Origin of the sequence: Pseudomonas arcuscaelestis, from assembly GCF_016881005.1 — a bacterium.
GTDB classification, from domain to species: domain Bacteria; phylum Pseudomonadota; class Gammaproteobacteria; order Pseudomonadales; family Pseudomonadaceae; genus Aquipseudomonas; species Aquipseudomonas arcuscaelestis.
On the sequence record NZ_JACOPV010000017.1, the window covers coordinates 1 to 23,557 of the forward strand.

Annotated in this window: 22 protein-coding genes; 19 read left to right on the forward strand and 3 right to left on the reverse strand. The window is 58.9% G+C overall.

Annotated features, from left to right (window positions below):
• The first annotated feature begins 135 nt into the window (after positions 1-135).
• The gene (locus tag H8F21_RS23505) at positions 136-1,020 is read left to right on the forward strand and encodes an IS3 family transposase (RefSeq protein ID WP_328824535.1); all 885 of its coding nucleotides are present in this window, start codon (positions 136-138) and stop codon (positions 1,018-1,020) included.
• A gap of 254 nt (positions 1,021-1,274) precedes the next feature.
• Here H8F21_RS23505 and uraH read toward each other — a convergent pair whose 3' ends face one another.
• On the reverse strand, positions 1,275-1,628 hold the full coding sequence (gene uraH / locus H8F21_RS23510) for a hydroxyisourate hydrolase (protein ID WP_038613230.1): 354 nt from the start codon (positions 1,626-1,628) through the stop codon (positions 1,275-1,277).
• A 384-nt stretch (positions 1,629-2,012) separates the two neighbouring features.
• Between uraH and puuE the strand changes: the two genes are divergently transcribed.
• The 7 genes from puuE (at position 2,013) to H8F21_RS23545 (ending at position 8,944) form a co-directional block, all read left to right on the forward strand.
• Positions 2,013-2,939 carry an allantoinase PuuE gene (gene puuE / locus H8F21_RS23515; protein ID WP_136477452.1) on the forward strand — a complete coding sequence of 309 codons (927 nt, stop codon included), beginning with the start codon at positions 2,013-2,015 and terminating at the stop codon, positions 2,937-2,939.
• The gene (uraD, locus tag H8F21_RS23520; protein ID WP_203475702.1) at positions 2,939-3,454 is read left to right on the forward strand and encodes a 2-oxo-4-hydroxy-4-carboxy-5-ureidoimidazoline decarboxylase; all 516 of its coding nucleotides are present in this window, start codon (positions 2,939-2,941) and stop codon (positions 3,452-3,454) included. The genes puuE and uraD overlap by 1 nt, the downstream gene beginning before the upstream one ends.
• A gap of 48 nt (positions 3,455-3,502) precedes the next feature.
• A complete protein-coding gene (locus tag H8F21_RS23525; protein WP_136477454.1) occupies positions 3,503-4,006 on the forward strand; it encodes an ureidoglycolate lyase in 504 nt (167 codons plus the stop codon).
• Between the two features lie 50 nt (positions 4,007-4,056).
• Complete coding sequence (locus H8F21_RS23530; RefSeq protein WP_203585438.1) at positions 4,057-5,382, forward strand: urate hydroxylase PuuD; 1,326 nt, start codon at positions 4,057-4,059, stop codon at positions 5,380-5,382.
• 133 nt (positions 5,383-5,515) lie between these two features.
• Positions 5,516-6,871 (forward strand): nucleobase:cation symporter-2 family protein, encoded by a 1,356-nt coding sequence (locus H8F21_RS23535; protein ID WP_203475704.1) that lies wholly within the window; start codon positions 5,516-5,518, stop codon positions 6,869-6,871.
• Positions 6,872-7,005: 134 nt separating this feature from the next.
• Positions 7,006-7,791 carry an outer membrane protein OmpK gene (locus H8F21_RS23540; protein WP_136477457.1) on the forward strand — a complete coding sequence of 262 codons (786 nt, stop codon included), beginning with the start codon at positions 7,006-7,008 and terminating at the stop codon, positions 7,789-7,791.
• A gap of 364 nt (positions 7,792-8,155) precedes the next feature.
• Complete coding sequence (locus tag H8F21_RS23545; protein ID WP_136477458.1) at positions 8,156-8,944, forward strand: outer membrane protein OmpK; 789 nt, start codon at positions 8,156-8,158, stop codon at positions 8,942-8,944.
• An 82-nt stretch (positions 8,945-9,026) separates the two neighbouring features.
• Here the strand turns inward: H8F21_RS23545 and H8F21_RS23550 are convergent, their stop codons facing one another.
• The gene (locus H8F21_RS23550; RefSeq protein WP_203475705.1) at positions 9,027-9,935 is read right to left on the reverse strand and encodes a DUF808 domain-containing protein; all 909 of its coding nucleotides are present in this window, start codon (positions 9,933-9,935) and stop codon (positions 9,027-9,029) included.
• 145 nt (positions 9,936-10,080) lie between these two features.
• Between H8F21_RS23550 and H8F21_RS23555 the strand changes: the two genes are divergently transcribed.
• The gene (locus H8F21_RS23555; protein ID WP_203475706.1) at positions 10,081-10,689 is read left to right on the forward strand and encodes a TetR/AcrR family transcriptional regulator; all 609 of its coding nucleotides are present in this window, start codon (positions 10,081-10,083) and stop codon (positions 10,687-10,689) included.
• Positions 10,690-10,749: 60 nt separating this feature from the next.
• On the opposite strand, the gene H8F21_RS23560 is transcribed toward H8F21_RS23555, so the two are convergent.
• Positions 10,750-11,190 carry a GlcG/HbpS family heme-binding protein gene (locus H8F21_RS23560; RefSeq protein WP_136477461.1) on the reverse strand — a complete coding sequence of 147 codons (441 nt, stop codon included), beginning with the start codon at positions 11,188-11,190 and terminating at the stop codon, positions 10,750-10,752.
• Positions 11,191-11,446: 256 nt separating this feature from the next.
• On the opposite strand from H8F21_RS23560, the gene gcl reads away from it, so the two are divergent.
• The 10 genes from gcl to H8F21_RS23610 all read left to right on the forward strand — a co-directional run bounded on the left by gcl (position 11,447) and on the right by H8F21_RS23610 (position 23,483).
• Entirely contained in the window at positions 11,447-13,222 is a 1,776-nt protein-coding gene (gene gcl, locus H8F21_RS23565) for a glyoxylate carboligase (RefSeq protein WP_136477462.1), read from the forward strand.
• Positions 13,223-13,279: 57 nt separating this feature from the next.
• Positions 13,280-14,062: a hydroxypyruvate isomerase gene (gene hyi / locus H8F21_RS23570; protein WP_136477463.1), complete on the forward strand. Its 783-nt coding sequence runs from the start codon at positions 13,280-13,282 to the stop codon at positions 14,060-14,062.
• 52 nt (positions 14,063-14,114) lie between these two features.
• A complete protein-coding gene (locus tag H8F21_RS23575) occupies positions 14,115-15,008 on the forward strand; it encodes a 2-hydroxy-3-oxopropionate reductase (RefSeq protein WP_045200397.1) in 894 nt (297 codons plus the stop codon).
• 171 nt (positions 15,009-15,179) lie between these two features.
• Complete coding sequence (locus H8F21_RS23580) at positions 15,180-16,454, forward strand: glycerate kinase type-2 family protein (RefSeq protein ID WP_203543916.1); 1,275 nt, start codon at positions 15,180-15,182, stop codon at positions 16,452-16,454.
• Positions 16,451-17,866, forward strand: coding sequence for a pyruvate kinase (gene pyk, locus H8F21_RS23585; protein WP_203475708.1), 1,416 nt, complete (start codon positions 16,451-16,453; stop codon positions 17,864-17,866). Before H8F21_RS23580 ends, pyk begins: the two co-directional genes overlap by 4 nt.
• 152 nt (positions 17,867-18,018) lie before the next feature.
• Complete coding sequence (locus H8F21_RS23590; RefSeq protein ID WP_203585439.1) at positions 18,019-18,906, forward strand: urea transporter; 888 nt, start codon at positions 18,019-18,021, stop codon at positions 18,904-18,906.
• A 44-nt stretch (positions 18,907-18,950) separates the two neighbouring features.
• Positions 18,951-19,775: an ion transporter gene (locus tag H8F21_RS23595; protein ID WP_203585440.1), complete on the forward strand. Its 825-nt coding sequence runs from the start codon at positions 18,951-18,953 to the stop codon at positions 19,773-19,775.
• A 93-nt stretch (positions 19,776-19,868) separates the two neighbouring features.
• On the forward strand, positions 19,869-20,867 hold the full coding sequence (locus H8F21_RS23600) for a sulfate ABC transporter substrate-binding protein (RefSeq protein WP_136477468.1): 999 nt from the start codon (positions 19,869-19,871) through the stop codon (positions 20,865-20,867).
• Positions 20,868-21,013: 146 nt separating this feature from the next.
• Complete coding sequence (locus H8F21_RS23605) at positions 21,014-23,053, forward strand: mechanosensitive ion channel family protein (protein ID WP_203543917.1); 2,040 nt, start codon at positions 21,014-21,016, stop codon at positions 23,051-23,053.
• Positions 23,054-23,096: 43 nt separating this feature from the next.
• Entirely contained in the window at positions 23,097-23,483 is a 387-nt protein-coding gene (locus tag H8F21_RS23610) for a DUF2946 domain-containing protein (RefSeq protein ID WP_203475712.1), read from the forward strand.
• Positions 23,484-23,557: the final 74 nt, after the last annotated feature.

Genomic DNA, 23,557 nt, shown 5'->3' on the forward strand with positions numbered 1-23,557 from the left:
AATTATCAAGACCCAGGCGCCGATCGCTACGAGCAAAAGTATCGGGAGCGAGTTGTGAAAGGTTTGTACCGGCGTGCGGCTGAGTTTGGCTTCACGCTACAACCGGCGAGTGGTGTTTCTTAGGAAGGCGGCGGTATTCTTTGCCAAAGAGTCCAGGTGAGATACGCCTTCGTCGCTGCTGAGCGGACTCAATACCCGGTGCGAGTGCTGTGTCGGGTAATGGAGGTCTCGGTTTCAGGTTTCTACGATTTCACGCACCGTCGGCTTCGTCCCGACCCAGACACTCAACTTCGCATTGATTTGCGCAGCATCTTTGTGGCCAGTCGAAATACCTATGGTCGACCACGGTTGGTGGCAGCCTTGCGCCAGAAATCGCATGCAGTCGGCCATAAACGGGTCAGACGATTGATGCACGAAGAGCGAATCCAGGCCAAATCCAAAGGCGGCTTCAGGCACTGTACTACTGACAGCCACCACTATTTGCCGGTCGCAAGCAATGTGCTGAATCGCCAGTTTTCCATCGATAACCCCACGCCGACCTGGGTCGGTGATATCACCTATCTGCCTACCAAAGAAGGATGGCTGTACCTAGCCATCGTTTTGAGCATTCAGACGCGCCAGATACTGGGCTACAGCCTCTCAGACCGGATGCCTGATACGTTGGTTGAGCGCGCCTTCCTGAACGCCTGGAGTACGTGCTCTGGCACGAGTGGAGCGGTCTTCCACTCAGATCAGGGCAGTCAGTACGCAAGCAGCAAGTTCCGTCTGACGCTCGCCAAAAAAGACTTCAAGCAAAGCATGAGTCGAAGGGGAAATTGCTGGGACAACGCGGTGGCTGAGAGCTTTTTCGCTACGCTGAAAAGAGAGGAGGCTCGTGGGGTCTACCCCACCAAGAAACAGGCACAGCTATCAATCGCTGGCTATGTGCATGGGTTTTACAACAGTAGTCGACTGCATTCAGCACTGGGGTATCGTTCTCCGAACGAATATGCAAAGTGCCTAAGGCAGGCGACTGAATAGCCTGCTTCTTGGCGTCCGTTGTCACGGTACAGGCCCATGCCCACTTTTGCCCCGACAAAAGTGGGTCGCCGTAAAGGCGAAACCAGCCAGTGGTGCCACCACATCAAACGGATATGCCCATCGACACACGAGCCTTATTCCGGTGCTCGCCCGCTAGCAGGCCCGGTGCGTAGTTCCCGGAATTCCGTGAACAACCAAAAAAAAGCCCGCAGTGTGAGCGGGCAAGGACCTACGAAGATTCTTCTAGCGACCAACTAGCTTCCACGATAGGTCGAGTAGCTGTACGGCGAGATCAACAGCGGAACGTGGTAGTGATCCTGTTCGGCGCTGATACCAAAACGCAGCACCACTACGTCCAGGAAGGCATGTTCCGGCAGTTGCACGCCACGGGCGCGGTAGTAGTCGCCGGCATTGAACTGCAACTGGTAAACGCCACTGCGATAATCATCACCCTGCAGCAGAGGCGCGTCGCAACGGCCATCGCTGTTGGTCAGGGTGGTATGTACCAACTCAAGCTGCTGGCCTTCAACCCGGTACAGCTCGACCTTGATCGAGCTGCCAGGGCAGCCATGAGCGGCATCCAGTACATGCGTGGTCAAACGTCCCATTGCTTGCGCGCCTCTGTTCTATCTATGGGCAAAAAAACCCGAACGGCACCGGCAGAAGGCTCGGCAGCGTACGGCTGTCGGATTATTAAGACATTTTAATGTAAAATTGTACACAATAATTCGGTATTCTTTCCTGGCATGCCTTCTACTCCCCGTAAATACGCCATCAGTCGCAAAACCATGCTACTGGCCGACGTCGGCGTCATTAACTGACCAAACAGGCAGGTTTCTTGCAAAGCCTTTACGGGTCGAAAAGTGTGAGAAATTCAAAAAAACAGGCTTACAAACCGCAAACAAAGTTGTATACAATCAATCCATCGTCGTGGGCATTACCCTGCACGGGCGCCACGCCATCCGTTTAAACGTATAAGAAGGAAGACTGCAGTGAGCGCTGATTATCCTCGCGACCTGATCGGTTACGGCAACACCCCACCACATCCGCGCTGGCCGGGGAATGCCCGCATCGCTTTGTCTTTCGTGCTCAACTACGAAGAAGGCGGTGAACGCAACATTCTTCACGGGGACAAGGAATCGGAGGCCTTCCTCTCGGAAATGGTCGCCGCCCAGCCTCTGCAGGGTGCTCGTAATATGAGCATGGAATCGCTGTATGAGTATGGCAGCCGTGCTGGGGTCTGGCGCCTGCTCAAGCTGTTCAAGGACACCGGCGTTCCGCTGACCATCTTCGCCGTGGCCATGGCCGCCCAGCGTCACCCCGATGTGATTCGCGCCATGGTCGAAGCCGGCCATGAGATCTGCAGCCACGGCTACCGCTGGATCGACTACCAGAACATGGACGAGGCGCAAGAGCGCGAGCATATGCTCGAAGCCATCCGCATCCTCACCGAGCTGACGGGCGAACGTCCACTGGGTTGGTACACCGGCCGTACCGGGCTGAACACTCGCCGCCTGGTGATGGAAGAAGGTGGTTTTCTATACGACAGCGACACCTACGACGACGACCTGCCTTACTGGGAACCCAACAACCCGACCGGCAAGGCGCACCTGGTTATCCCGTACACCCTCGACACCAATGACATGCGTTTCACCCAGGTGCAGGGCTTCAATTGTGGCGAACAGTTCTTCCAGTACCTCAAGGACGCGTTCGACGTGCTGTACGAAGAAGGCGCCGAAGCACCGAAGATGCTCTCCATCGGCCTGCACTGCCGCCTGATCGGCCGCCCTGCCCGCCTGGCTGCACTGAAGCGCTTCATCGAATACGCCAAGAGCCACGAGCAAGTATGGTTCACCCGGCGCGTGGACATCGCCCGTCACTGGCATGCCACCCACCCTTACAAAGCCGAGAACGCCTAATGACCGCTTTCAAAACCCTCAAGCCTTCGTCCCTGGAGCGCAGTGCTTTCGTTGAAGCCTTTGCCGATATCTACGAGCACTCGCCATGGGTAGCCGAGAAGGCCTACGACGTGGGCCAATTGCAGGAAGTCGATCAGATCGAGGCCCTGCACCAGCGCATGAGCGACATTCTCTTGAGCGCCGACCACGCCGCTCAACTGGCACTGATCAACGCTCACCCGGACCTCGCCGGCAAGGCCGCTGTCCAGGGTGAACTGACCGAATCGAGCACCAACGAACAGGCCGGCGCCGGTATCCACCAATGCACCGCCGAAGAGTTCGAGCGTTTCACTACGCTCAACGAAGCCTATAAAGAGAAGTTCAAGTTCCCTTTCATCATGGCGGTAAAAGGCAGCAATCGGCACCAGATCCTCGCCTCTTTCGAGAAGCGCATCCACAACTCGGTCGAGGCCGAGTTCAAGGAAGCCCTGGCGCAGATCAACCTGATTGCCTTGTTCCGCCTGCTGCAACTTTAAGGGAAGGCCCAGCCTTACCCTCCACAACACAGAATAAAGAGAATCCGCATGCGCACTTTAGTGATTGAGCCATTGACCAAAGAAGCCTTCGCCCCTTTCGGTGACGTGATCGAAACTGACGGCAGCGACCACTTCATGATCAACAACGGTTCGACCATGCGCTTCCACAAGCTGGCAACGGTTGAAACCGCCCAGCCCGAGGACAACGCGATCATCAGCATCTTCCGCGCCGACGCGCAGGACATGCCCCTGACCGTTCGCATGCTGGAGCGCCATCCGCTGGGCAGCCAGGCGTTTATTCCGCTGCTCGGCAACCCCTTTCTGATCGTGGTCGCGCCCGTTGGCGATGCACCTGTATCAGGTCTTGTCCGCGCCTTCATCAGCAATGGAAGGCAGGGCATCAATTACCATCGCGGCGTCTGGCACCACCCGGTGCTGACGATCGAAAAGCGGGATGACTTCCTGGTGGTTGATCGCAGTGGCACTGGCAATAACTGCGATGAGCATTTTTTCAATGAGGATGAGCAACTGATCCTCGCCCCCCACCAATAAGAGAAGGCCCGAGCACCCGACTACAGGGTGCCAGGGTAGAGGTAAAGACTGTGGAAGCACATCTGTTGGAATGGCTGAACCTGAGCGTGCGTTGGGTTCACATGATTACTGGCGTGGCATGGATTGGCGCGTCGTTCTATTTCGTATGGCTGGAAAACAACCTCAACCGCGCCAACCCGCGCGATGGTTTGTCCGGCGATCTCTGGGCGATTCACGGTGGCGGGATCTACCACCTGGAGAAGTACAAGCTGGCTCCGCCGAAAATGCCGGAGAACCTGCACTGGTTCAAATGGGAAGCCTACTTCACCTGGATGTCGGGTATCGCCCTGCTGTGCCTGGTGTTCTACTGGAACCCTACCCTGTACCTGCTGGCCCCAGGCAGTTCCCTGAGCGGCGCTGAAGGTATCGCTATCGGTGTTGGCTCGCTGATCGCAGGCTGGTTCATCTACGACTTCCTGTGCGACTCGCCACTGGGCAAGCGTCCTGGCCTTCTTGGCCTGGTGCTGTTCGTTCTGGTTATTGCTGCCTGTTACGGCTTCAGCCAAGTGTTCAGCGGCCGCGGTGCCTATCTGCACACCGGTGCGATCATCGGTACCATCATGGTTGGTAACGTGTTCCGCATCATCATGCCGGCCCAGCGTCAACTGGTAGCCGCTATCGAAGCCAACCAGACACCTGACCCGCTGCTCCCAGCCAAGGGCCTGTTGCGTTCGCGCCACAACAACTACTTCACCCTGCCGGTGCTGTTCATCATGATCAGCAACCACTTCCCGAGCACCTATGGCAGCCAGTACAACTGGTTGATCCTGGCCGGTATCGCAGTGGCTGCAGTATTGGTTCGTCACTACTTCAACACCCGTCACGACAGCAACAAGTACGCATGGACCCTGCCGGTCGGTGCCCTGTCGATGATCTGCCTGGCCTACGTCACTGGCCCTGCGCCAATGCCGACCGCACCTGAGCAGGCCGCCGCCAAAGTCGAGTACCAACCACTGCCGGAAACAGCATTGGGTGGCAAGACCGCTGCCGAAAAAGCTGCAGAGAAAGCCGCCGAGCCTGCCCAGGCTGCTGCGCCTGTCGAAGCCCCCGCTACTACCGTCGCCACACTCGACGACGCCGGCTTCAACAAGATCCACAGCGTGATCCAGGAACGTTGCGCCGTGTGCCATTCGGCCAAGCCGACCAGCCCACTGTTCAGCGCTGCGCCTGCTGGGGTAATGCTCGACACCCCGCAGCAGATCCAGCAGCAAGCTGCGCGTATTCAGGCACAGGCTGTTGCTACCCAGATCATGCCTCTGGGCAACATCACACAGATGACCCAGCAGGAACGTGAACTGATTGGCGCGTGGATCGCCAAGGGTGCACCAACAAACTAAGCAACAGGCTTTAAGCAACAAGCAACAAGCAACAAGCAACAAGCTGCAAGCCAAGCGCGCATTCCTGCTTCTACCCCAAGCATGGCGCTTGAGCTTGCAGATCTAAAGAATAAAAACAAAACCGAGGTGTTGCATGTCCGAGTCACGCAAGGCGTACATCCCTGTTGCGCCCCCACGACAGCCACTACCAATGTTCCAACTGTTCCTGGTGGGCCTCCAACATGTCTTGCTGATGTACGGGGGTGCGATTGCCGTACCGCTGATCATCGGCCAGGCCGCCGGCCTTTCTCGTGAAGAAGTCGCTTTCCTGATCAATGCCGACCTGCTGGTCGCTGGTGTCGCCACCATCGTCCAGTCGTTCGGCATTGGCGCAGTCGGCATTCGTATGCCGGTGATGATGGGCGCAAGTTTTGCTGCAGTCGGCAGCATGGTAGCCATGGCCGGTATGCCCGGTGTCGGCCTGCAAGGCATCTTTGGTGCAACCATTGCCGCCGGCTTCTTCGGCATGCTGATCGCCCCGTTCATGTCCAAAGTGGTGCGCTTCTTCCCGCCGCTGGTGACCGGCACGGTCATCACCTCGATTGGTCTTTCGCTGTTTCCGGTAGCGGTCAATTGGGCCGGTGGCGGCGCTGAAGCGGAAACCTTCGGCTCCCCTATCTACTTGCTCGTGGCCGCGCTGGTGTTGATCACCATCCTTCTGGTCAATCGTTTCATGCGCGGTTTCTGGGTCAATGTCTCGGTGCTCATCGGCATGGGCCTGGGTTACATCCTGGCCGGCTCGATCGGCATGGTCGATCTCTCCGGCCTCGACGAAGCGCCTTGGGTACAAGTCGTTACGCCGCTGCACTTTGGCATGCCGACCTTCAGCCTCGCGCCAATCCTGTCCATGTGTCTTGTTGTGGTAATCATCTTTGTCGAGTCCACCGGCATGTTCCTGGCACTGGGCAAGGTTACCGACCGTGAAGTCACCCCTGGCATGTTGCGCCGTGGCCTGATGTGCGATGCCGGTGCCTCCTTCGTCGCTGGTTTTTTCAATACCTTCACCCATTCCTCCTTCGCCCAGAACATCGGCCTGGTGCAAATGACGGGCGTGCGTTGCCGCTACGTCACGGTAGTTGCCGGCGGCTTCCTGATTCTGCTCAGCCTGCTGCCTAAAGCTGCGTTCCTGATCGCCTCAATTCCGCCTGCAGTACTGGGCGGGGCCTCGATTGCCATGTTTGGCATGGTTGCAGCCACCGGGATCAAGATTCTTCAGGAAGCGGACATCGCCGACCGCAGAAATCAGTTACTGGTCGCCGTCAGCGTCGGCATGGGCCTGATTCCGGTGGTCCGTCCGGAGTTCTTCGCGCAAATGCCACAGTGGATGGAGCCGATCACCCATAGCGGCATCGCCATGGCGACGGTCAGCGCGCTGATCCTCAACCTGTTGTTCAACATCCTCGGCGGCGCCGAGCGTGCGGCGCATAACGACGCCGCCCACCAGCACTGAGCCTTTGGGCGGCGCTTGCCGCCTGGTTTCACCCGAGCAACACGCAGGACCGTCGACTCGTGGGAGCGAGTCGACCGGGGCGCCTCGCGCCGAAACAACCCAAAACCAACAATAACAATGCCGGGAATCACAACATGAAAGGCATCACCACTTCCCTCCTGTTGGGTAGCAGTCTGCTGGCCGCTTTGCCAGCCACCGCAGGAGACCTGCTGCTCTGGCACACCGAAAGTCTGACGTATCTCTACGGCAAAGACTTCAAGGTCAACCCTGCCATCCAGCAGACCGTGACCTTCGAGCACGCCAACAAGTGGAAATACGGCGACACCTTCCTGTTCATCGACAAGATCTTCTACAACGGCGGAACCGACCGCAACAAGGGCAGTAACACCTACTACGGTGAATTCAGCCCACGTTTGTCGCTCGGCAAGATCTTCGATCGCAAATTTGAGTTCGGCCCGATCAAGGACGTGTTGATTGCCATGACCTACGAGTCTGGCGAAGGCGACAACGAGGCCTACCTGATCGGCCCCGGCTTTGACCTGGCGATTCCCGGTTTCAACTACTTCACCCTTAACATCATGCAACGCAACACCGAGGGCAGCCGCCCGGGTGACGGTGTCTGGCAGATTACTCCAACTTTTTCCTACACCATTCCAATGGGTAAGTCCGACATCCTGTTCGATGGCTACATCGATTGGGTAGTGGACAACGACGAGAGCCGACGTGGCACCTACCACGCCAACCTGCACTTCAACCCTCAGGTCAAATACGACCTGGGCAAGGCCTTGGACTTCGGTGCCAAGCAGCTGTACGTGGGTATCGAGTACAGCTATTGGAAAGATAAATACGGCATTGAAAACAACGGGCGCCTCGACACCAATCAGAACGTGACCAGCGCCCTGGTTAAGTTTCATTTCTAAAACCTGACCAAACGCACAGTTTTAGCTATACCTGCTCCATGACGGAGCACTTGAGGACCAGCGCGCAAGCCAGTAATCTGCGCGCCCTCTCGATCAGGGCAAGAGGGATCTTGCCTGCGTTTGCTGACCGCTCAGTCAATGAATTCGGGCGGTTGGCAAGCGTTACGCCAGCCTGAAATACCCCTTTTCATCTGTTCAGAACGATGTCGAGCAGGATTGTTGCGCCGTACGTGGAAAGTTGGCGCAGCTCTTGCCAAATAGTTGTGGGTAATCGAAAAAAACTGACTCAAAAGACAAGTATTTGAACCCAACGGTGCCACTCAGAGTACCGACCAACAGATTCAATCAAGGGAGCAACACAGCGATGCGCATGACCAATAGCCTGATTCTCGCCGGCAGCCTGCTGGCGGCCAGCACGGCCGCCACCGCCGGTGATCTGCTGCAATGGCAGAACAACAGCCTGACCTATCTGTGGGGCAAGAACTTTGCCGTCAACCCGGAAGTTCAGCAGACCGTGACCTTCGAGCACGCCGATGGCTGGAAGTACGGTGACAACTTCTTTTTCGTCGACAAGATCTTCTACAACGGTGACAAGGACTTCAACAACGGTCCAAACACCTATTACGGCGAGTTCAGCCCACGCCTGTCGTTCGGCAAGATCTTCGATCAGAAACTTGAATTTGGCCCGATCAAGGACGTGCTGCTGGCCATGACCTACGAGTTTGGCGAAGGCGATACCGAGTCCTACCTGATCGGTCCTGGTTTCGACCTGGCAATCCCGGGCTTCGATTACTTCCAGCTGAACTTCTACCAGCGCAATACCGAAGGCAGCCGTGCCGGTGACAATGTCTGGCAGATCACCCCGGTATGGTCCTACACCATTCCCGTGGGCAAATCCGACATTCTCATCGATGGCTTCATGGACTGGGTCGTCGACAACGATGCCACCAGCCGCCGTGGCACCTATCACGCCAACCTGCACTTCAACCCACAGGTCAAGTATGACCTGGGTAAAGCGCTGAACTGGGGTGAGAAGCAGCTGTACGTCGGTTTTGAATACGACTACTGGAAGAACAAGTACGGGATCAAAGACAGCGACGCCTTCGATACCGATCAGAACACCGCCAGTTTCCTGGTCAAAGTGCATTTCTGATAGCTGTACTCGCGGGGCAAGCCCCCGCTCCCACATCGAAACAATCGTTCCGTGTGAGAGCGGGCTTGCCCGCGATAGACGATCAGCCTTTCAGCGCTCGCCAGATCTTGCCGACCACAGCAACCACCGCCAGCACCGCGGCACCCGCCACGATTCCTACGCCGGCATTGAGCAAGGCCCCGGTCAACGCCCCGCCCCGCCCTTCACTGAATGCTTCGATGGCATGATGCAGGGGTGCAACGCCATGCACCAGAATCCCACCGCCGACCAGAAACATCGCTGCAGTACCAATCACTGACAGGCTTTTCATCATGTACGGTGCCGTGCGCAGGATACCGTTACCCAATGCCTTGGCCACGGCGGACGCTTTCTGGGTCAGCCACAAGCCCAGGTCATCGAGCTTGACGATGCCGGCAACCAGGCCATAGACACCGATGGTCATGACAATGGCAATGCCCGACAGCACGATGATCTGCTGGGTCAGTGGCGCGTCTGCCACGGTGCCCAGGGTAATTGCAATGATTTCTGCCGAGAGGATGAAATCGGTGCGAATCGCGCCTTTGATCTTGGTCTGCTCGAACGCCACCAGATCAACCGCAGGATCAGCCACTGCCTCGGCCAGGGCGGTGTGTTCGGCCTGATCCTGTTCCTTGCTGTGAAGAAACGTGTGCGCCAGTTTTTCAAAGCCTTCAAAACACAGGAAGGCGCCACCGACCATCAACAGCGGCGTGACGGCCCAGGGAATGAAAGCACTGATCAACAGCGCTGCCGGCACCAGAATCAGCTTGTTCAGGAATGATCCCTTGGCCACCGCCCAGACCACCGGAATTTCCCGCTCGGCGCGCACCCCGGTCACTTGCTGGGCGTTCAGGGCCAAGTCATCGCCCAGTACACCTGCGGTCTTTTTCGCTGCGACCTTGGTCATCACCGAAACATCATCGAGTACCGTGGCGATGTCGTCGATCAACACCAGAAGACTGCTTCCTGCCATGTTTGCTTGATTCCAGCGGGTTGAGAGGGAGTCAGTCTAGCTCAAAGTCGCTACCTTGAGCCCTTCACAAACGCGGTGCTACCATGCGCAACCGCCTTACAGGCCCGGCGCCGCCTACGGCCCGACACGAGGAACAGCGTTAACCATGAGCAGCATTCGCGAACGCAACAAAGAACTGATCCTGCGTGCGGCCAGTGAAGAGTTCGCCGACAAGGGCTTCGCCGCCACCAAGACCAGCGATATCGCGGCCAAGGCCGGGCTGCCCAAGCCAAACGTGTACTACTACTTCAAATCCAAGGAAAACCTCTATCGCGAGGTGCTCGAAAGCATCATCGAACCGATCATGCAGGCATCTACGCCGTTCAATGCCGACGGCGATCCGAAAGAAGTCTTGAGTTCCTACATCCGCTCGAAAGTGCGTATTTCCCGCGACTTGCCCTTTGCCTCGAAAGTGTTCGCCAGCGAGATCATGCACGGCGCCCCACACCTGAGCCCAAGCCAGGTGGAACAGCTCAACGTTCAGGCGCGGCACAACATCGACTGCATCCAGGCCTGGATAGACCGTGGGCAAATTGCCTCCGTCGATCCCCACCACCTGATGTTCAGCATCTGGGCGGCGACCCAGACCTACGCTGATTTCGACTGGCAGATATCGGTGGTCACTGGCAAGGCCAAGCTTGAGGACAGCGACTATGAGGCGGCTACGCAGACGATCATTCGCCTGGTGCTCAAAGGGTGCGAGCCGGATTTGTAAAGTTTTTTCGCGGGGCAAGCCCACTGCCAGAATGGAGGCGGGCTTGCCTGATGGTGGGTTTTAAGCCGCTACACCAGCATCCGCCGTCAATCCCGCCTCTTCGATCGCACTGATCGCGCACTGCTCATCGATATCCGATGTGTCGCCACTGATACCAATCGCCCCCAACACCACACCCTGCTGATTGCGAATCAGCACGCCACCGGGCGCCGGCACTACCGGGCTCTGACCCAGGCCATTGAGCGCAGCGAAGAACGCTGGGCGCTGCTGTGCGTCCAACGCCAGCAAGCGTGAGCCCTTGCCCAAGGCGATAGCACCCCAAGCCTTGCCCATTGCCACCTGCGGACGCAACAGGCTGGCGCCGTCTTCACGTTGCAGCGCCAACAGGTGGCCACCATTGTCGAGCACCGCCACCGTCAATGGCGCGGCGGATATCTTGCGACCCGCTGCCAGCGCGGTGTTCACCAGGCTGACAGCAACTTTCAGGGTCAATGCGTTCATGGAAAGGTCCTCTTATTGTTAGAAGCCCTGAGGGCAGGTGTGAAAGCAATAGAACAAATAGAACACAATGGCGAATATTTTTGTATACAATATTTACATCATGGCAAACCAATTCTGACGAAATGCCTTTTTTAAGGCGTTCCCGACGAAAGCACCTGCCGCTGATGAAAATGGATTGACCAGAGTCGCTTGGCGTGAATACACTCTGACGAAAAGCCACTTGTATACAATTACAAAATCAATGAGGCACAAAACCATGAGCAAAATGAGAGCAATTGATGCAGCCGTTCTGGTGATGCGCCGCGAAGGTGTTGAAACCGCGTTTGGTATTCCGGGTGCTGCAATCAACCCGCTGTACTCGGCACTGAAGAAAGTCGGCGGTATCGATCACGTCCTCGCTCGTCACGTTGAAGGCGCCTCGCACATGGCCGAGGGCTACACCCGCACCAAGGCCGGCAACATCGGCGTGTGCATCGGTACTTCCGGCCCTGCCGGCACTGACATGGTCACTGGCCTGTACAGTGCTTCTGCCGACTCCATCCCAATCCTGTGCATCACCGGCCAAGCGCCGCGTGCCCGTATGCACAAGGAAGATTTCCAGGCCGTCGACATCACCAGCATCGTCAAGCCGGTGACCAAGTGGGCGACCACCGTTCTGGAACCAGGCCAAGTGCCTTACGCGTTCCAGAAAGCGTTCTATGAAATGCGCTCCGGCCGTCCAGGACCGGTGTTGATCGACCTGCCATTCGACGTGCAGATGGCCGAGATCGAATTCGACATCGATGCCTACCAGCCGCTGCCAGTACAAAAGCCTGCGGCCAACCGTGTGCAGGTCGAGAAAGCCCTGGCCATGCTCGACACCGCCGAGCGTCCATTGCTGGTCGCCGGTGGCGGCATCATCAACGCCGATGCCTGCGACAAGCTGGTCGAGTTCGCCGAGCTGACCGGTATTCCAGTCATCCCTACCCTGATGGGCTGGGGCATCATCCCTGACGATCACCCACTGATGGTCGGCATGGTCGGTTTGCAGACTTCGCACCGCTACGGCAACGCCACCATGCTCAAGTCGGACGTGGTCCTGGGTATCGGTAACCGTTGGGCCAACCGCCACACCGGTTCTGTCGATGTCTACACCGAAGGCCGTCGCTTCATCCACGTCGACATCGAACCTACCCAGATCGGCCGGGTGTTCACCCCTGATCTGGGTATCGTCTCCGATGCCGGTGCAGCGCTGGATGTGTTCCTGGAAGTGGCGCGCGAGTGGAAAGCCGCTGGCAAGCTCAAGGATCGCGGCGCCTGGCTGGAAGATTGCCAACAGCGCAAGTCCAGCCTGCAACGCAAGACCCACTTCGACAACGTGCCAGTCAAGCCACAGCGCGTTTACGAAGAAATGAACCAGGTATTCGGCAAGGACACCTGCTACGTCAGCACCATTGGTCTGTCGCAGATTGCCGGCGCCCAGTTCCTGCACGTGTACAAGCCACGCCACTGGATCAACTGTGGCCAGGCCGGCCCGCTGGGCTGGACCATCCCTGCAGCCCTGGGCGTGGTCAAGGCCGATCCAAGCCGCAAGGTCGTGGCGCTGTCGGGCGACTATGACTTCCAGTTCATGATCGAAGAACTGGCCGTAGGCGCGCAGTTCAATCTGCCGTACATCCACGTACTGGTGAACAACTCCTACCTGGGGCTGATCCGCCAGGCTCAACGTGGCTTCGAGATGGACTACTGTGTGCAACTGGCGTTCGAGAACGTCAACGCACCGGAACTCAACGGCTATGGTGTCGACCACGTTGCGGTGGTCGAAGGCCTGGGCTGCAAGGCCCTGCGCGTCACCGAACCAAGCGAAATCGCCCCAGCCCTGCTCAAGGCGCAGAAGCTGGCCGAAGAGTTCAAGGTTCCGGTGGTGGTCGAGGTTATCCTCGAGCGCGTGACCAACATTTCCATGGGCACTGAAATCAACGCGGTCAACGAATTCGAAGACCTCGCCCTGGTCGGCAACGACGCGCCAACCGCGATTTCCATGCTCGACTGATCGCAGCAAAGGCCCTGTCGCGAAATGCACAGGGCCCACTTTTGCAAGGAGACAACCATGCCACGTTTCGCCGCTAACCTGTCCATGCTGTTCACCGAGCAGGACTTTCTCGCCCGTTTCAAGGCTGCAGCCGACGCCGGCTTCAGCGGTGTCGAGTACCTGTTCCCGTACGATTTCAGCTCGGCTGAAATCAAGCAGCAGCTCGATGCCCACGGCCTGACACAGGTGCTGTTCAACCTGCCTGCCGGTGACTGGGCCAACGGTGATCGCGGCATCGCGTGCGATCCGGCTCGCGTCGAGCAGTTCCGCGCTGGTGTCGACTTGGCCATTGCCTACGCTCAAGTGCTGGGCAACACCCAGGTCAACTGTCTGGCGGGTATTCGTCCTCAAGGCCCGGATTGCGCCACCGTGCGCAAGACCTTCGTCGACAACCTCAAGTACGCTGCCGACAAGCTGCAAGCCGCCGGGATCAAGCTGGTCATGGAAATGATCAACACCCGTGACATCCCGGGTTTCTACCTGAACACCACCAAGCAGGCCCTGGAGATCCAGGCCGAAGTGGGCAGCAGCAACCTGTTCCTGCAGTACGACATCTACCACATGCAAATCATGGAAGGGGATCTGGCCCGCACCATGGAAGGCAACCTGGCCAAGATCAACCACATCCAGCTGGCCGACAACCCAGGCCGCAACGAGCCGGGTACTGGCGAAATCAACTACCGCTTCCTCTTCGAACACCTGGACCGCATTGGCTACCAGGGCTGGGTGGGCTGTGAATACAAGCCGCTGACCACCACCGAAGCAGGCCTGGGCTGGTTGAAAACGCACAACGCGATCTAAGTACCCGCTCGCACCGGGTCACCCTATCGAACAATTACAAGAGGCATCTCTCATGGCTAAAATCGGATTTATCGGCACCGGCATCATGGGCCGCCCAATGGCGCAGAACCTGCAGAAAGCCGGTCACAGCCTGTTCCTGTCTACCCATCACGATGCTGCCCCGGCTGACCTGGTCGCCGCTGGCGCCGTCGCCCTGGCCAACCCGAAGGAAGTGGCGCAGGAAGCTGAATTCATCATCGTCATGGTGCCCGATACCCCACAGGTTGAAGCGGTACTGTTCGGTGACAACGGTGTCGCCCAGGGCGTGGGCCCGAACAAGGTCGTGATCGACATGAGTTCGATCTCCCCTACCGCCACCAAAGCCTTTGCCGAGAAGATCAAGGCTACCGGTGCTACCTACCTGGACGCCCCGGTTTCCGGTGGTGAAGTCGGTGCGAAAGCCGCGACCCTGAGCATCATGGTCGGTGGCTGCCCAAATGCCTTCGAACGCGCATTGCCGCTGTTCCAGGTCATGGGCAAGAACATCACCCGCGTTGGTGGTAGCGGCGACGGCCAGACCGCCAAGGTTGCCAACCAGATCATCGTCGCCCTGAACATTCAGGCCGTCGCCGAAGCCCTGCTGTTTGCCGCCAAGAACGGCGCAGACCCCGCCAAGGTTCGTGAAGCACTGATGGGTGGCTTCGCTTCTTCGAAGATCCTCGAAGTACACGGCGAGCGCATGATCAAAGGCACCTTCGATCCAGGCTTCCGCATCAGCCTGCACCAGAAAGACCTGAACCTGGCCCTGCAAGGCGCCAAAGAACTGAACATCAACCTGCCCAACACCGCCAACGCCCAGCAAGTGTTCAGCACCTGCGCGGCCATCGGTGGCGCCAACTGGGACCACTCGGCGCTGATCAAAGGCCTCGAGCACATGGCGAACTTCTCCATTCGCGGCGAAGAGTAAACAAAAGCGGCAAGCTTCATGCGGCAGGAAAAGGCAGGCCGCGCATCGATCTGCCTTTCTTGCAGCTTGGAGCTAGAAGCTAAAAGCGCACCACCGCCCCTGGGTATGCCTGCACGGAGGTCTGCCCAGGGGCGTTTTCGGTTTTGAAGAATAATAAGATGGGAGCCTGCCATGTCGGTCGATCCGCAACATTTTCTGCGCGAGCTGTTCGCCACGGCCATCGATGCCGCACACCCTCGCCAGGTGCTTGAAGCACATCTGCCCAGCGACCGCAGCGGTCGCGTCATTGTCATTGGCGCTGGCAAGGCCGCAGCGGCCATGGCTGAAGTGGTCGAACGCAATTGGCAAGGGCCGGTTTCCGGCCTGGTTGTGACCCGCTACGGGCACGGTGCCAGTTGTTCGAAGATCGAAGTAGTCGAAGCGGCGCACCCGGTTCCCGATGCCGCAGGCCTGGCAGTCGCCAAGCGTGTGCTGGAGATGGTCAGCAACCTCAGCGCTGACGACCGGGTCATATTCCTGCTCTCGGGTGGTGGCTCTGCCCTGCTGGCACTGCCCGCCGAAGGCCTGACCCTGACTGATAAGCAGCAGATCAACAAAGCGCTACTCAAGTCCGGCGCCACCATCGGCGAGATGAACTGCGTGCGCAAGCATCTCTCGGCGATCAAGGGCGGCCGTCTGGCCAAGGCCTGCTGGCCTGCAACGGTCTACACCTATGCAATTTCCGACGTACCTGGCGACCTGGCCACGGTCATCGCCTCCGGCCCTACCGTGGCCGACCCGAGCACTTCGGCCCAAGCGCTGGCAATCCTCAAGCGCTACAACATCGAAGCACCCGCTGCAGTCACCGCCTGGCTGAACAACCCAGCCTCGGAAACCGTCAAGGCTGATGATCCAGCATTGGCGCGCAGCCACTTCCAACTGATCGCCCGCCCCCAGCAGTCGCTGGAAGCTGCAGCGGTCAAGGCCCGCCAGGCTGGCTTCAGCCCACTGATTCTTGGCGACCTGGAAGGCGAATCACGGGAAGTCGCCAAGGTTCATGCCGGTATTGCCCGTCAGATCGTGCTACACGGCCAACCGTTGTCGCCGCCCTGCGTGATCCTTTCCGGTGGCGAGACCACTGTCACCGTACGCGGCAATGGCCGTGGCGGACGCAACGCCGAGTTCCTCCTGAGCCTGACCGAAAGCCTGAAAGGATTGCCCGGGGTCTACGCCCTGGCTGGCGACACCGATGGTATCGATGGCTCGGAAGACAACGCCGGTGCCCTGATGACCCCGCAAAGCTATGCGCGCGCTGCAGCCCTGGGGCTGTCGGCCAGCGATGAACTGGACAACAACAATGGCTATGGCTACTTCGCCGCGCTCGACGCCTTGATCGTCACCGAGCCGACGCGGACCAACGTCAACGATTTTCGCGCCATTCTGATCCTTGAGAGTGCCAAACCATGACGCCTGACAAAAAAGTCAAAATCCTCGCTACCCTGGGCCCTGCCATCAAGGGTATCGAGGACATTCGCCAACTGGTCGAGTCGGGAGTGAACATCTTCCGCCTCAACTTCAGCCACGGCGAGCACGAAGACCACGCCCTGCGCTTCCAGTGGATTCGTGAAGTTGAGAGCCAACTCAACTACCCGCTGGGGATTCTCATGGACCTGCAGGGTCCGAAGCTGCGCGTCGGCCGCTTCGCCGAGGGCAAGGTCCAGTTGCAGCGTGGCCAGGCCCTGCGCCTCGATCTGGACAGCACCCCCGGGACCCTGGAGCGGGTCAACCTGCCGCATCCGGAAATCATCGCGGCCCTGGAACCTGGCATGGACCTGCTGCTCGATGACGGCAAACTGCGCCTGCGCGTTACCGCCAAGCACGAAGACGCCATCGAGACCGAAGTGCTCAACGGCGGCGAGCTGTCCGACCGTAAAGGCGTCAACGTACCGCAAGCCGTGCTGGACCTCAGCCCCCTGACCGCCAAAGACCGCCGCGACCTGACCTTCGGCCTTGAGCTGGGTGTGGACTGGGTGGCACTGTCGTTCGTGCAGCGCCCGGAAGACATCGTTGAAGCACGTCAGTTGATTGGTGATCGTGCCTACCTGATGGCCAAGATCGAGAAGCCCTCGGCCGTCACTCAATTGCGCGCCATTGCCGAGCTCAGCGACGCAATCATGGTGGCCCGTGGTGACCTGGGTGTGGAAGTGCCGGCTGAAAGCGTGCCGCAGATCCAGAAAAGCATCATCAACACCTGCCGTGAATTGGGCAAACCCGTGGTAGTTGCCACGCAGATGCTCGAATCGATGCGGTTCTCCCCGGCCCCGACCCGCGCTGAAGTTACCGATGTGGCCAATGCTGTGGCGGAAGGCGCCGATGCAGTGATGCTTTCGGCGGAGACGGCCTCCGGCGACTACCCGCTTGAAGCGGTGCAGATGATGAGCAAGATCATTCGTCAGGTCGAGAACGGTCCGGATTATCAGGCCCAACTGGATGTGGGTCGACCCAAGGCAGAAGCTACGGTTTCCGATGCCATCAGCTGTGCGATCCGTCGCATCAGCGGCATTTTGCCGGTGGCTGTGCTGGTCAACTACAGCGAGTCGGGGGCATCGACCCTACGTGCCGCCCGCGAGCGGCCACGGGCACCGATCCTCAACTTGACCCCGAACCTGGCCACCGCGCGACGTTTGAGCGTGGCCTGGGGTGTGCATTCAGTGGTCAATGATCGCCTGCGTCAAGTCGATGAAATCTGCTCCACCGCACTGGAAATCGCCCAGGCCCAAGGCATGGCGAGCCGTGGCGATACCCTGTTGATCACTGCGGGTGTGCCTTTTGGCAAACCGGGGTCGACTAACACGCTGCGGATCGAAACCTTGGTCTGACGTAACAATCATCGCGCGGCAAGCCCGCTCCCATAGGCACTTGAAGCTTGCTGGGAACGGGCTAGCCCTGCGATGGCTACGACACACTACCTACGTGGGAAAACCCAGCCCGATAGAGGCCGCCCCACTCCACATCAACCCAGACTGCCCCCATGTACACCAAGAATTTCGTCAATCCGTGCCCCGACTGGGCCACGGCCTTGCTCAATGGCTTCAGCCAAGTGCTACTGCAGCGAAATCCGCTGTGCGGCCTGTCATGCCTGCTGGCCATCACCCTGACTGCCCCCGACCTGGTCGGTGGCGCCTTGCTCGGCGCCCTCGCCGGCCTGCTCACGGCCCAGCGTCGTGGCTACAACCGCACGGATCGCCAAGCCGGTCTGTATAGCTACAACGGCGTACTGATCGGCCTGCTGCTCAGCTACGCACTTCCCTGGTCGGCCATCCTGCCACCGCTGATCATCGCCGCTGGCGGCCTGAGCAGCATGATCGTGCATCAGTGGCTCAAGCGCGCCAGCTCCAACTTGCTACTGCCTGCCTACACCGCACCGTTCGTGTTGATCGGCTGGGCGGTGTTGTTGGTCAGCGAGCCGAGCAGCGCCGCTTCCAGCCCGATCGAGCACAACGCGCTTTATGCGCTGGCATGCGGTCTCGGACAGGTCTTCTTGCTGGACAGCCCTTTCGCCGGGCTGCTGATCGCCATCGGCTTGTTCATCTCCAATCGCTACGCCGCCACCTGGGCGTTACTCGGTGCAGCGCTGGGAGGAAGCGTCGCCCTGCTCGGTGGCGAGGCCAACGCAGCCTATGCAGGCCTATACGGCTTCAATGCCGCCCTCGCAGCCCTGGCCTTCAGCCAGACGCGCAAACAGCCGTGGCTGCCGCTGCTGGCGATTATCCTGGCAATCATCCTGCAACCGCTGGTTGCGCAACTGCCAGTGCCAGGCCTGACCGCTCCCTTCATTCTCGCCTGTTGGCTGGTGCTGATCGGCCAGCGCCTGACACGTCAGCCGCTCACCCGCAGGACCGGCCGCTTGCATAGCTGAAGCGCTGCCCCTAGGCTCAGCTGCATTGTGCAATGGAGCTGAGCATGGACACCCCTTCGAGCTGGCGTGAGCGGCTCTTCGTTATCGTTTTTCAAACCGACACCGTGGCCGGCCGACGTTTTGACAGCATCTTGTTGCTGATCATCCTGGCCAGCCTGATCACTGTAATCCTCGATAGCATTGATGACGTCCACCAGAACTACGCCGGACTCCTGGCCTTGATCGAGTGGGGTTTCACCGCCATCTTTCTGGCCGAGTACCTGGTGCGCTTGTATTGCTCACCCAAGCCGCTGCGCTATGCCTTCAGCTTTTACGGGTTGGTCGACCTGCTGGCCATCGTTCCGGGGATCATCGCCCTGTACTACAGCGACGCCCAGTACCTGCTGATCATTCGGGTCATCCGAATGCTGCGGATCTTTCGTGTGCTCAAGCTCAGTCCTTACCTCAAGCAAGCGCATTACCTGCTTTCAGCCCTGCAAGGCAGCAAGCAGAAAATCATCGTTTTTCTGATCAGCGTCTCTACCCTGGTGACCGTCTTTGGCACCCTGATGTATGTGGTCGAAGGACCTGAACATGGCTTTACCAGCATCCCCAAGGGTATCTACTGGGCGATCGTGACCCTGACCACGGTCGGCTTTGGCGACATTGTTCCGAAGACGCCACTGGGCCAGGTGATTTCCTCGATGGTGATGATCACCGGTTACTCGATCATTGCCGTGCCCACGGGTATTTTCACCGCTGAACTGGCCAATGCCATGCGTGGCGAGCAACTCAAGCACGATTGTCCGGTCTGTCGCAAAGGCCACCATGAACATGGCGCGGCCTTCTGCTCACGCTGTGGCAATGCACTGTTCAAGAAAATGGAATAAGCAAAGCACTTTTTAATCTTTTAGCGCCTAAGCTTCACCCGCTATAGTCGCTGGCATAATGCCTTTAACGCTAATTCGAACAAGGAATGCGCAGTGAAAAAACTCTTTAGTGCCTCGCTCCTGGCTGCCGGTCTTGCTGTCAGCGCCCTGGCTCAAGCCGCGCCGCCTCTGTTGAACGTTTCCTATGACGTAATGCGCGACTTCTACAAAGACTACAACGTCGCCTTCCAGAAGCACTGGGAAGCCGAGCACAAAGAGAAGCTCACCGTACAGATGTCCTTTGGTGGTTCGAGCAAGCAAGCGCGCTCAGTGATCGATGGCCTGCCGGCTGACGTCATCACCATGAATATGGCCACCGACATCAACGCCCTGGCTGACAACGGCAAGCTGGTGCCGGAGAACTGGGTAACCCGCCTGCCGAACAACAGCGCGCCGTTCACCTCGGCCACCGTGTTCATCGTGCGCAAGGGCAACCCCAAGGCCCTCAAAGACTGGCCTGACCTGCTCAAGGACGGTGTTCAGGTCATCGTGCCGAACCCGAAAACCTCCGGCAACGGCCGTTACACCTACCTCTCTGCCTGGGGCTATGTCCTGAAGAACGGCGGTGATGAGAATAAGGCCAAGGACTTTGTCGGCAAGCTGTTCAAGCAGGCCCCTGTACTCGACACCGGCGGTCGCGCGGCAACCACCACGTTCATGACCAACCAGATCGGTGATGTGCTGGTGACCTTCGAGAACGAGGCCGAGATGATCGCCCGCGAGTTCGGGCGTGATCAGTTCGAGGTGATCTATCCAAGCGTTTCCGCCGAAGCAGAGCCGCCAGTGACGGTGGTCGACAAGGTCGTGGACAAGAAAGGCACCCGTGCCACCGCCGAGGAATACCTCAAGTACCTGTGGTCGCCAGAAGCTCAGGAGATCGCCGCCAACAACTACCTGCGCCCGCGTGATGCAACCGTGCTGGCCAAGTACACCGACCGTTTCCCGAAAGTCGACTTTTTGTCGGTTGAGAAAACCTTCGGTGACTGGCGCACTGTGCAGAAAACCCACTTCAACGATGGTGGCGTGTTCGACCAGATTTACACCGGGCAGTAATGCCTGAACAGCACCGGCAAGGGCAGGCCCGCCCCTGCCGGTTGCGTCTGTAGCTGCATTGAAAAGTCCTTCAACGCTTCGCTATTTCCAACCTGTCGGCGTTCATTGACTACCCTTTCCGTGGTCCACGGTTTAAGGAGTACCCAGTGATCCGATCATTCCTCGCCTTTGTGCTTGGCTGCCTGCTGAGCCTCCAGCTGGCGACTGCCGCCCCTCTGCTGCCCGCCGCCGATAAAACCGCAAAGCCCGCCGAGCCAGTGGTTCAAGGGGGCTTGCTGGGGGCCATTGCCGATGGTTTGGATGATGTCAGTCAGGAACTGGATGTCGACAACCACCTGGTCGACAACTGGCGCCTGCGTGCCGATCGTGCCGCCGATGAAGTCGATCAATTGGTCAGCCAACCCTCAGGGCTCAGCTCACTGGAGCTGTGGCGCGATTTTGCCACCCTCACAGTTACCTGGCTGATCGCTTTTGTGGTGCTGACCAACTTGGGACGAGTACTCGCCCGCCTCTGCAGCCGCACCCGCCTGCTTCGGACCCGCCCGCGCCCCAGCCGCGTCTGCAAGGACCTGCTGGCCTACACCTTGCCCGCCCTGGCGAGCTTGGTGATAACCCTCTACGTCAGCCACTTTCTGGCCATATCGCCTGGACGTGCCTTGGGCATGAGCCTGGCCTACGCAACCAGCAGCGGGATTTTCTCGACCTCGATCATTCTTTGCCTGATCACCCTGTTCGACACCGGACACAAACGCACAGCTGTACGCATCATTCGGCGGTTGGGGCCGCGGCCGTTGTTCCTGATCGGCTTTCTCGCCGCCTGGAGCGATGCCCTGACCAGCCCGCAGATCGCACGCCAACTGGGCGGCAACATCACCAGCAGTATCGCCGCCTTCACCGGTTTGCTGGCGACCCTGGCCTTTGCTGTGTTGATACTCAAATTGCGTCGACCGGTGGCTCACCTGATTCGCAACCGGGCCCTGCCCGACCGCCTGCAACATCGCGCCGTGCAAGAGACGTTGAGGATCTTCTCGGCGTTGTGGTTCCTGCCGATACTGATGATGATCCTGGTGTCGGCGATTCACTTGATCGGCGCCGGCGAAGAGAGCCAGCGCGCCCTGCAAAAGGCCCTGCTGACTTCCATTCTGCTGATCGGCACGGTGTTTCTCAGCACTGTCCTGCAACGTATGTTCAAGCATGAGGAACAGAGCGATAACCGCCAACGCCTACGCCCCTATAAAGAATTGCTGCGCAACCTGGTCCATGCGCTGTTACGTATTGCCATGGCGATAGCGTTCATCGAACTGCTGGGGCGCATCTGGGGCTTTTCGGTGCTCGACTTTGCCCTGCGCAACACCCTGGGACGCGCGATCAGCGATTCGCTGAGCAGTATCGGTCTGATTTTGCTGGTCACCTGGCTGCTCTGGGTGGTTATCGACACCGCGATCCAGGAAGCGCTCAAACCCACACCCGGGCGGCGCACCTCGCGCCAACCCAGCACCCGGGTGCGGACCATCCTGCCGATGCTGCGCAACGCGATCAAAATTATCCTGGTGGTCATCTGCACCATCACCACCATGGCTAACCTTGGGATCAACGTTTCGCCGTTCCTCGCGGGCGCCGGGGTAGTAGGCCTGGCCATCGGCTTCGGCTCCCAGCAACTGGTACAGGATGTGATTACCGGCTTGTTCATCCTGATCGAAGACACCATCGCCATCGGCGATTGGGTGGTGCTCGATTCCGGCCATGCCGGTACGGTCGAAAGCCTGACTATCCGCACCCTGCGCCTGCGCGACGGCAAGGGCTTTGTGCACTCGGTGCCGTTCGGTCAGATCAAGGCGGTAACCAACCAGTCCAGACAATTCGCCTACGCGTTTTTCTCGGTGCAGTTCAGTTACGAGACCGACATCGACAGCGCCTTGAAATTGATTCGTGAAGTCGGTCACTCCATCAGCGAAGACCCGATGCTGCGCCACAGTCTGCAAGGCCCTCTGCAGGTGTTCGGGGTCGATAGCATGAACCTCAATGGCATTACCCTCACCGCACAGTTTCGCACCACATCCGGCGGGCAGTACGCCGTCAACCGTGCGTTCAACGAGCGTCTGAAAAAGCGGGTGGACCAGACTGACGATGTCAGCTTTGCACAATACAACCCACCCCCTGCGCGAGGCGCCGATGGCCCGGCCTGAATCGGCTTTCTTGTGCGCGAATATCAGTGCTAAAGTCGCGCCCATGAACGCCTCGCCCACCAACCGCCCATTGATTGCCTGGACCCTGTATTTCTGTGTCCTGTTCAACCTGTTCGCCTGCGGTATCGGTCACGGGCAAATGATGGGTTTGAAACTCAACGGCATCGGCGGCGCGTACTGCTCGGCCATGGGCAGCGCAGGGCCAACCCTGAAAAGTGATTTCAGTGACCAGTCGGTTGCTGGCTGGGACAGCATGCAAAGCTGTCCGGTATGCGCCGCCGCGGTGGTCTGCCTAGGGCTGCTACTGGTCATAGGCTGGCTCCTGGCGGCTGCACGCACCCGCCGCTACCACCGCGAACTGCGCAGCAAAGCGCCGCCGCGCTACTGCTGGCCTGCAGCCAATCCGCGTGCCTCTCCCTTTCTGGCTTGATCCATACAGCTGTCTGTAATCGGCCTTTTTGCCGTGCCTGACTGACACGCACGGCTGGCCGTTGGCTCAAATTC

Excerpts from the sequence above, each read along its gene's own strand:
- H8F21_RS23545 (WP_136477458.1), top strand. The coding sequence starts at position 8,156 with ATGCGCATGACCAATAGCCTGATTCTCGCCGGCAGCCTGCTGGCGGCC.
- H8F21_RS23525 (WP_136477454.1), top strand. The coding sequence starts at position 3,503 with ATGCGCACTTTAGTGATTGAGCCATTGACCAAAGAAGCCTTCGCCCCT.
- H8F21_RS23580 (WP_203543916.1), top strand. The coding sequence starts at position 15,180 with ATGTCGGTCGATCCGCAACATTTTCTGCGCGAGCTGTTCGCCACGGCC.
- H8F21_RS23535 (WP_203475704.1), top strand. The coding sequence starts at position 5,516 with ATGTCCGAGTCACGCAAGGCGTACATCCCTGTTGCGCCCCCACGACAG.
- H8F21_RS23540 (WP_136477457.1), top strand. The coding sequence starts at position 7,006 with ATGAAAGGCATCACCACTTCCCTCCTGTTGGGTAGCAGTCTGCTGGCC.
- H8F21_RS23590 (WP_203585439.1), top strand. The coding sequence starts at position 18,019 with ATGTACACCAAGAATTTCGTCAATCCGTGCCCCGACTGGGCCACGGCC.
- gcl (WP_136477462.1), top strand. The coding sequence starts at position 11,447 with ATGAGCAAAATGAGAGCAATTGATGCAGCCGTTCTGGTGATGCGCCGC.
- H8F21_RS23575 (WP_045200397.1), top strand. The coding sequence starts at position 14,115 with ATGGCTAAAATCGGATTTATCGGCACCGGCATCATGGGCCGCCCAATG.
- uraD (WP_203475702.1), top strand. The coding sequence starts at position 2,939 with ATGACCGCTTTCAAAACCCTCAAGCCTTCGTCCCTGGAGCGCAGTGCT.
- pyk (WP_203475708.1), top strand. The coding sequence starts at position 16,451 with ATGACGCCTGACAAAAAAGTCAAAATCCTCGCTACCCTGGGCCCTGCC.
- H8F21_RS23610 (WP_203475712.1), top strand. The coding sequence starts at position 23,097 with ATGAACGCCTCGCCCACCAACCGCCCATTGATTGCCTGGACCCTGTAT.
- H8F21_RS23595 (WP_203585440.1), top strand. The coding sequence starts at position 18,951 with ATGGACACCCCTTCGAGCTGGCGTGAGCGGCTCTTCGTTATCGTTTTT.
- H8F21_RS23555 (WP_203475706.1), top strand. The coding sequence starts at position 10,081 with ATGAGCAGCATTCGCGAACGCAACAAAGAACTGATCCTGCGTGCGGCC.
- hyi (WP_136477463.1), top strand. The coding sequence starts at position 13,280 with ATGCCACGTTTCGCCGCTAACCTGTCCATGCTGTTCACCGAGCAGGAC.
- H8F21_RS23560 (WP_136477461.1), bottom strand. The coding sequence starts at position 11,190 with ATGAACGCATTGACCCTGAAAGTTGCTGTCAGCCTGGTGAACACCGCG.
- H8F21_RS23550 (WP_203475705.1), bottom strand. The coding sequence starts at position 9,935 with ATGGCAGGAAGCAGTCTTCTGGTGTTGATCGACGACATCGCCACGGTA.
- uraH (WP_038613230.1), bottom strand. The coding sequence starts at position 1,628 with ATGGGACGTTTGACCACGCATGTACTGGATGCCGCTCATGGCTGCCCT.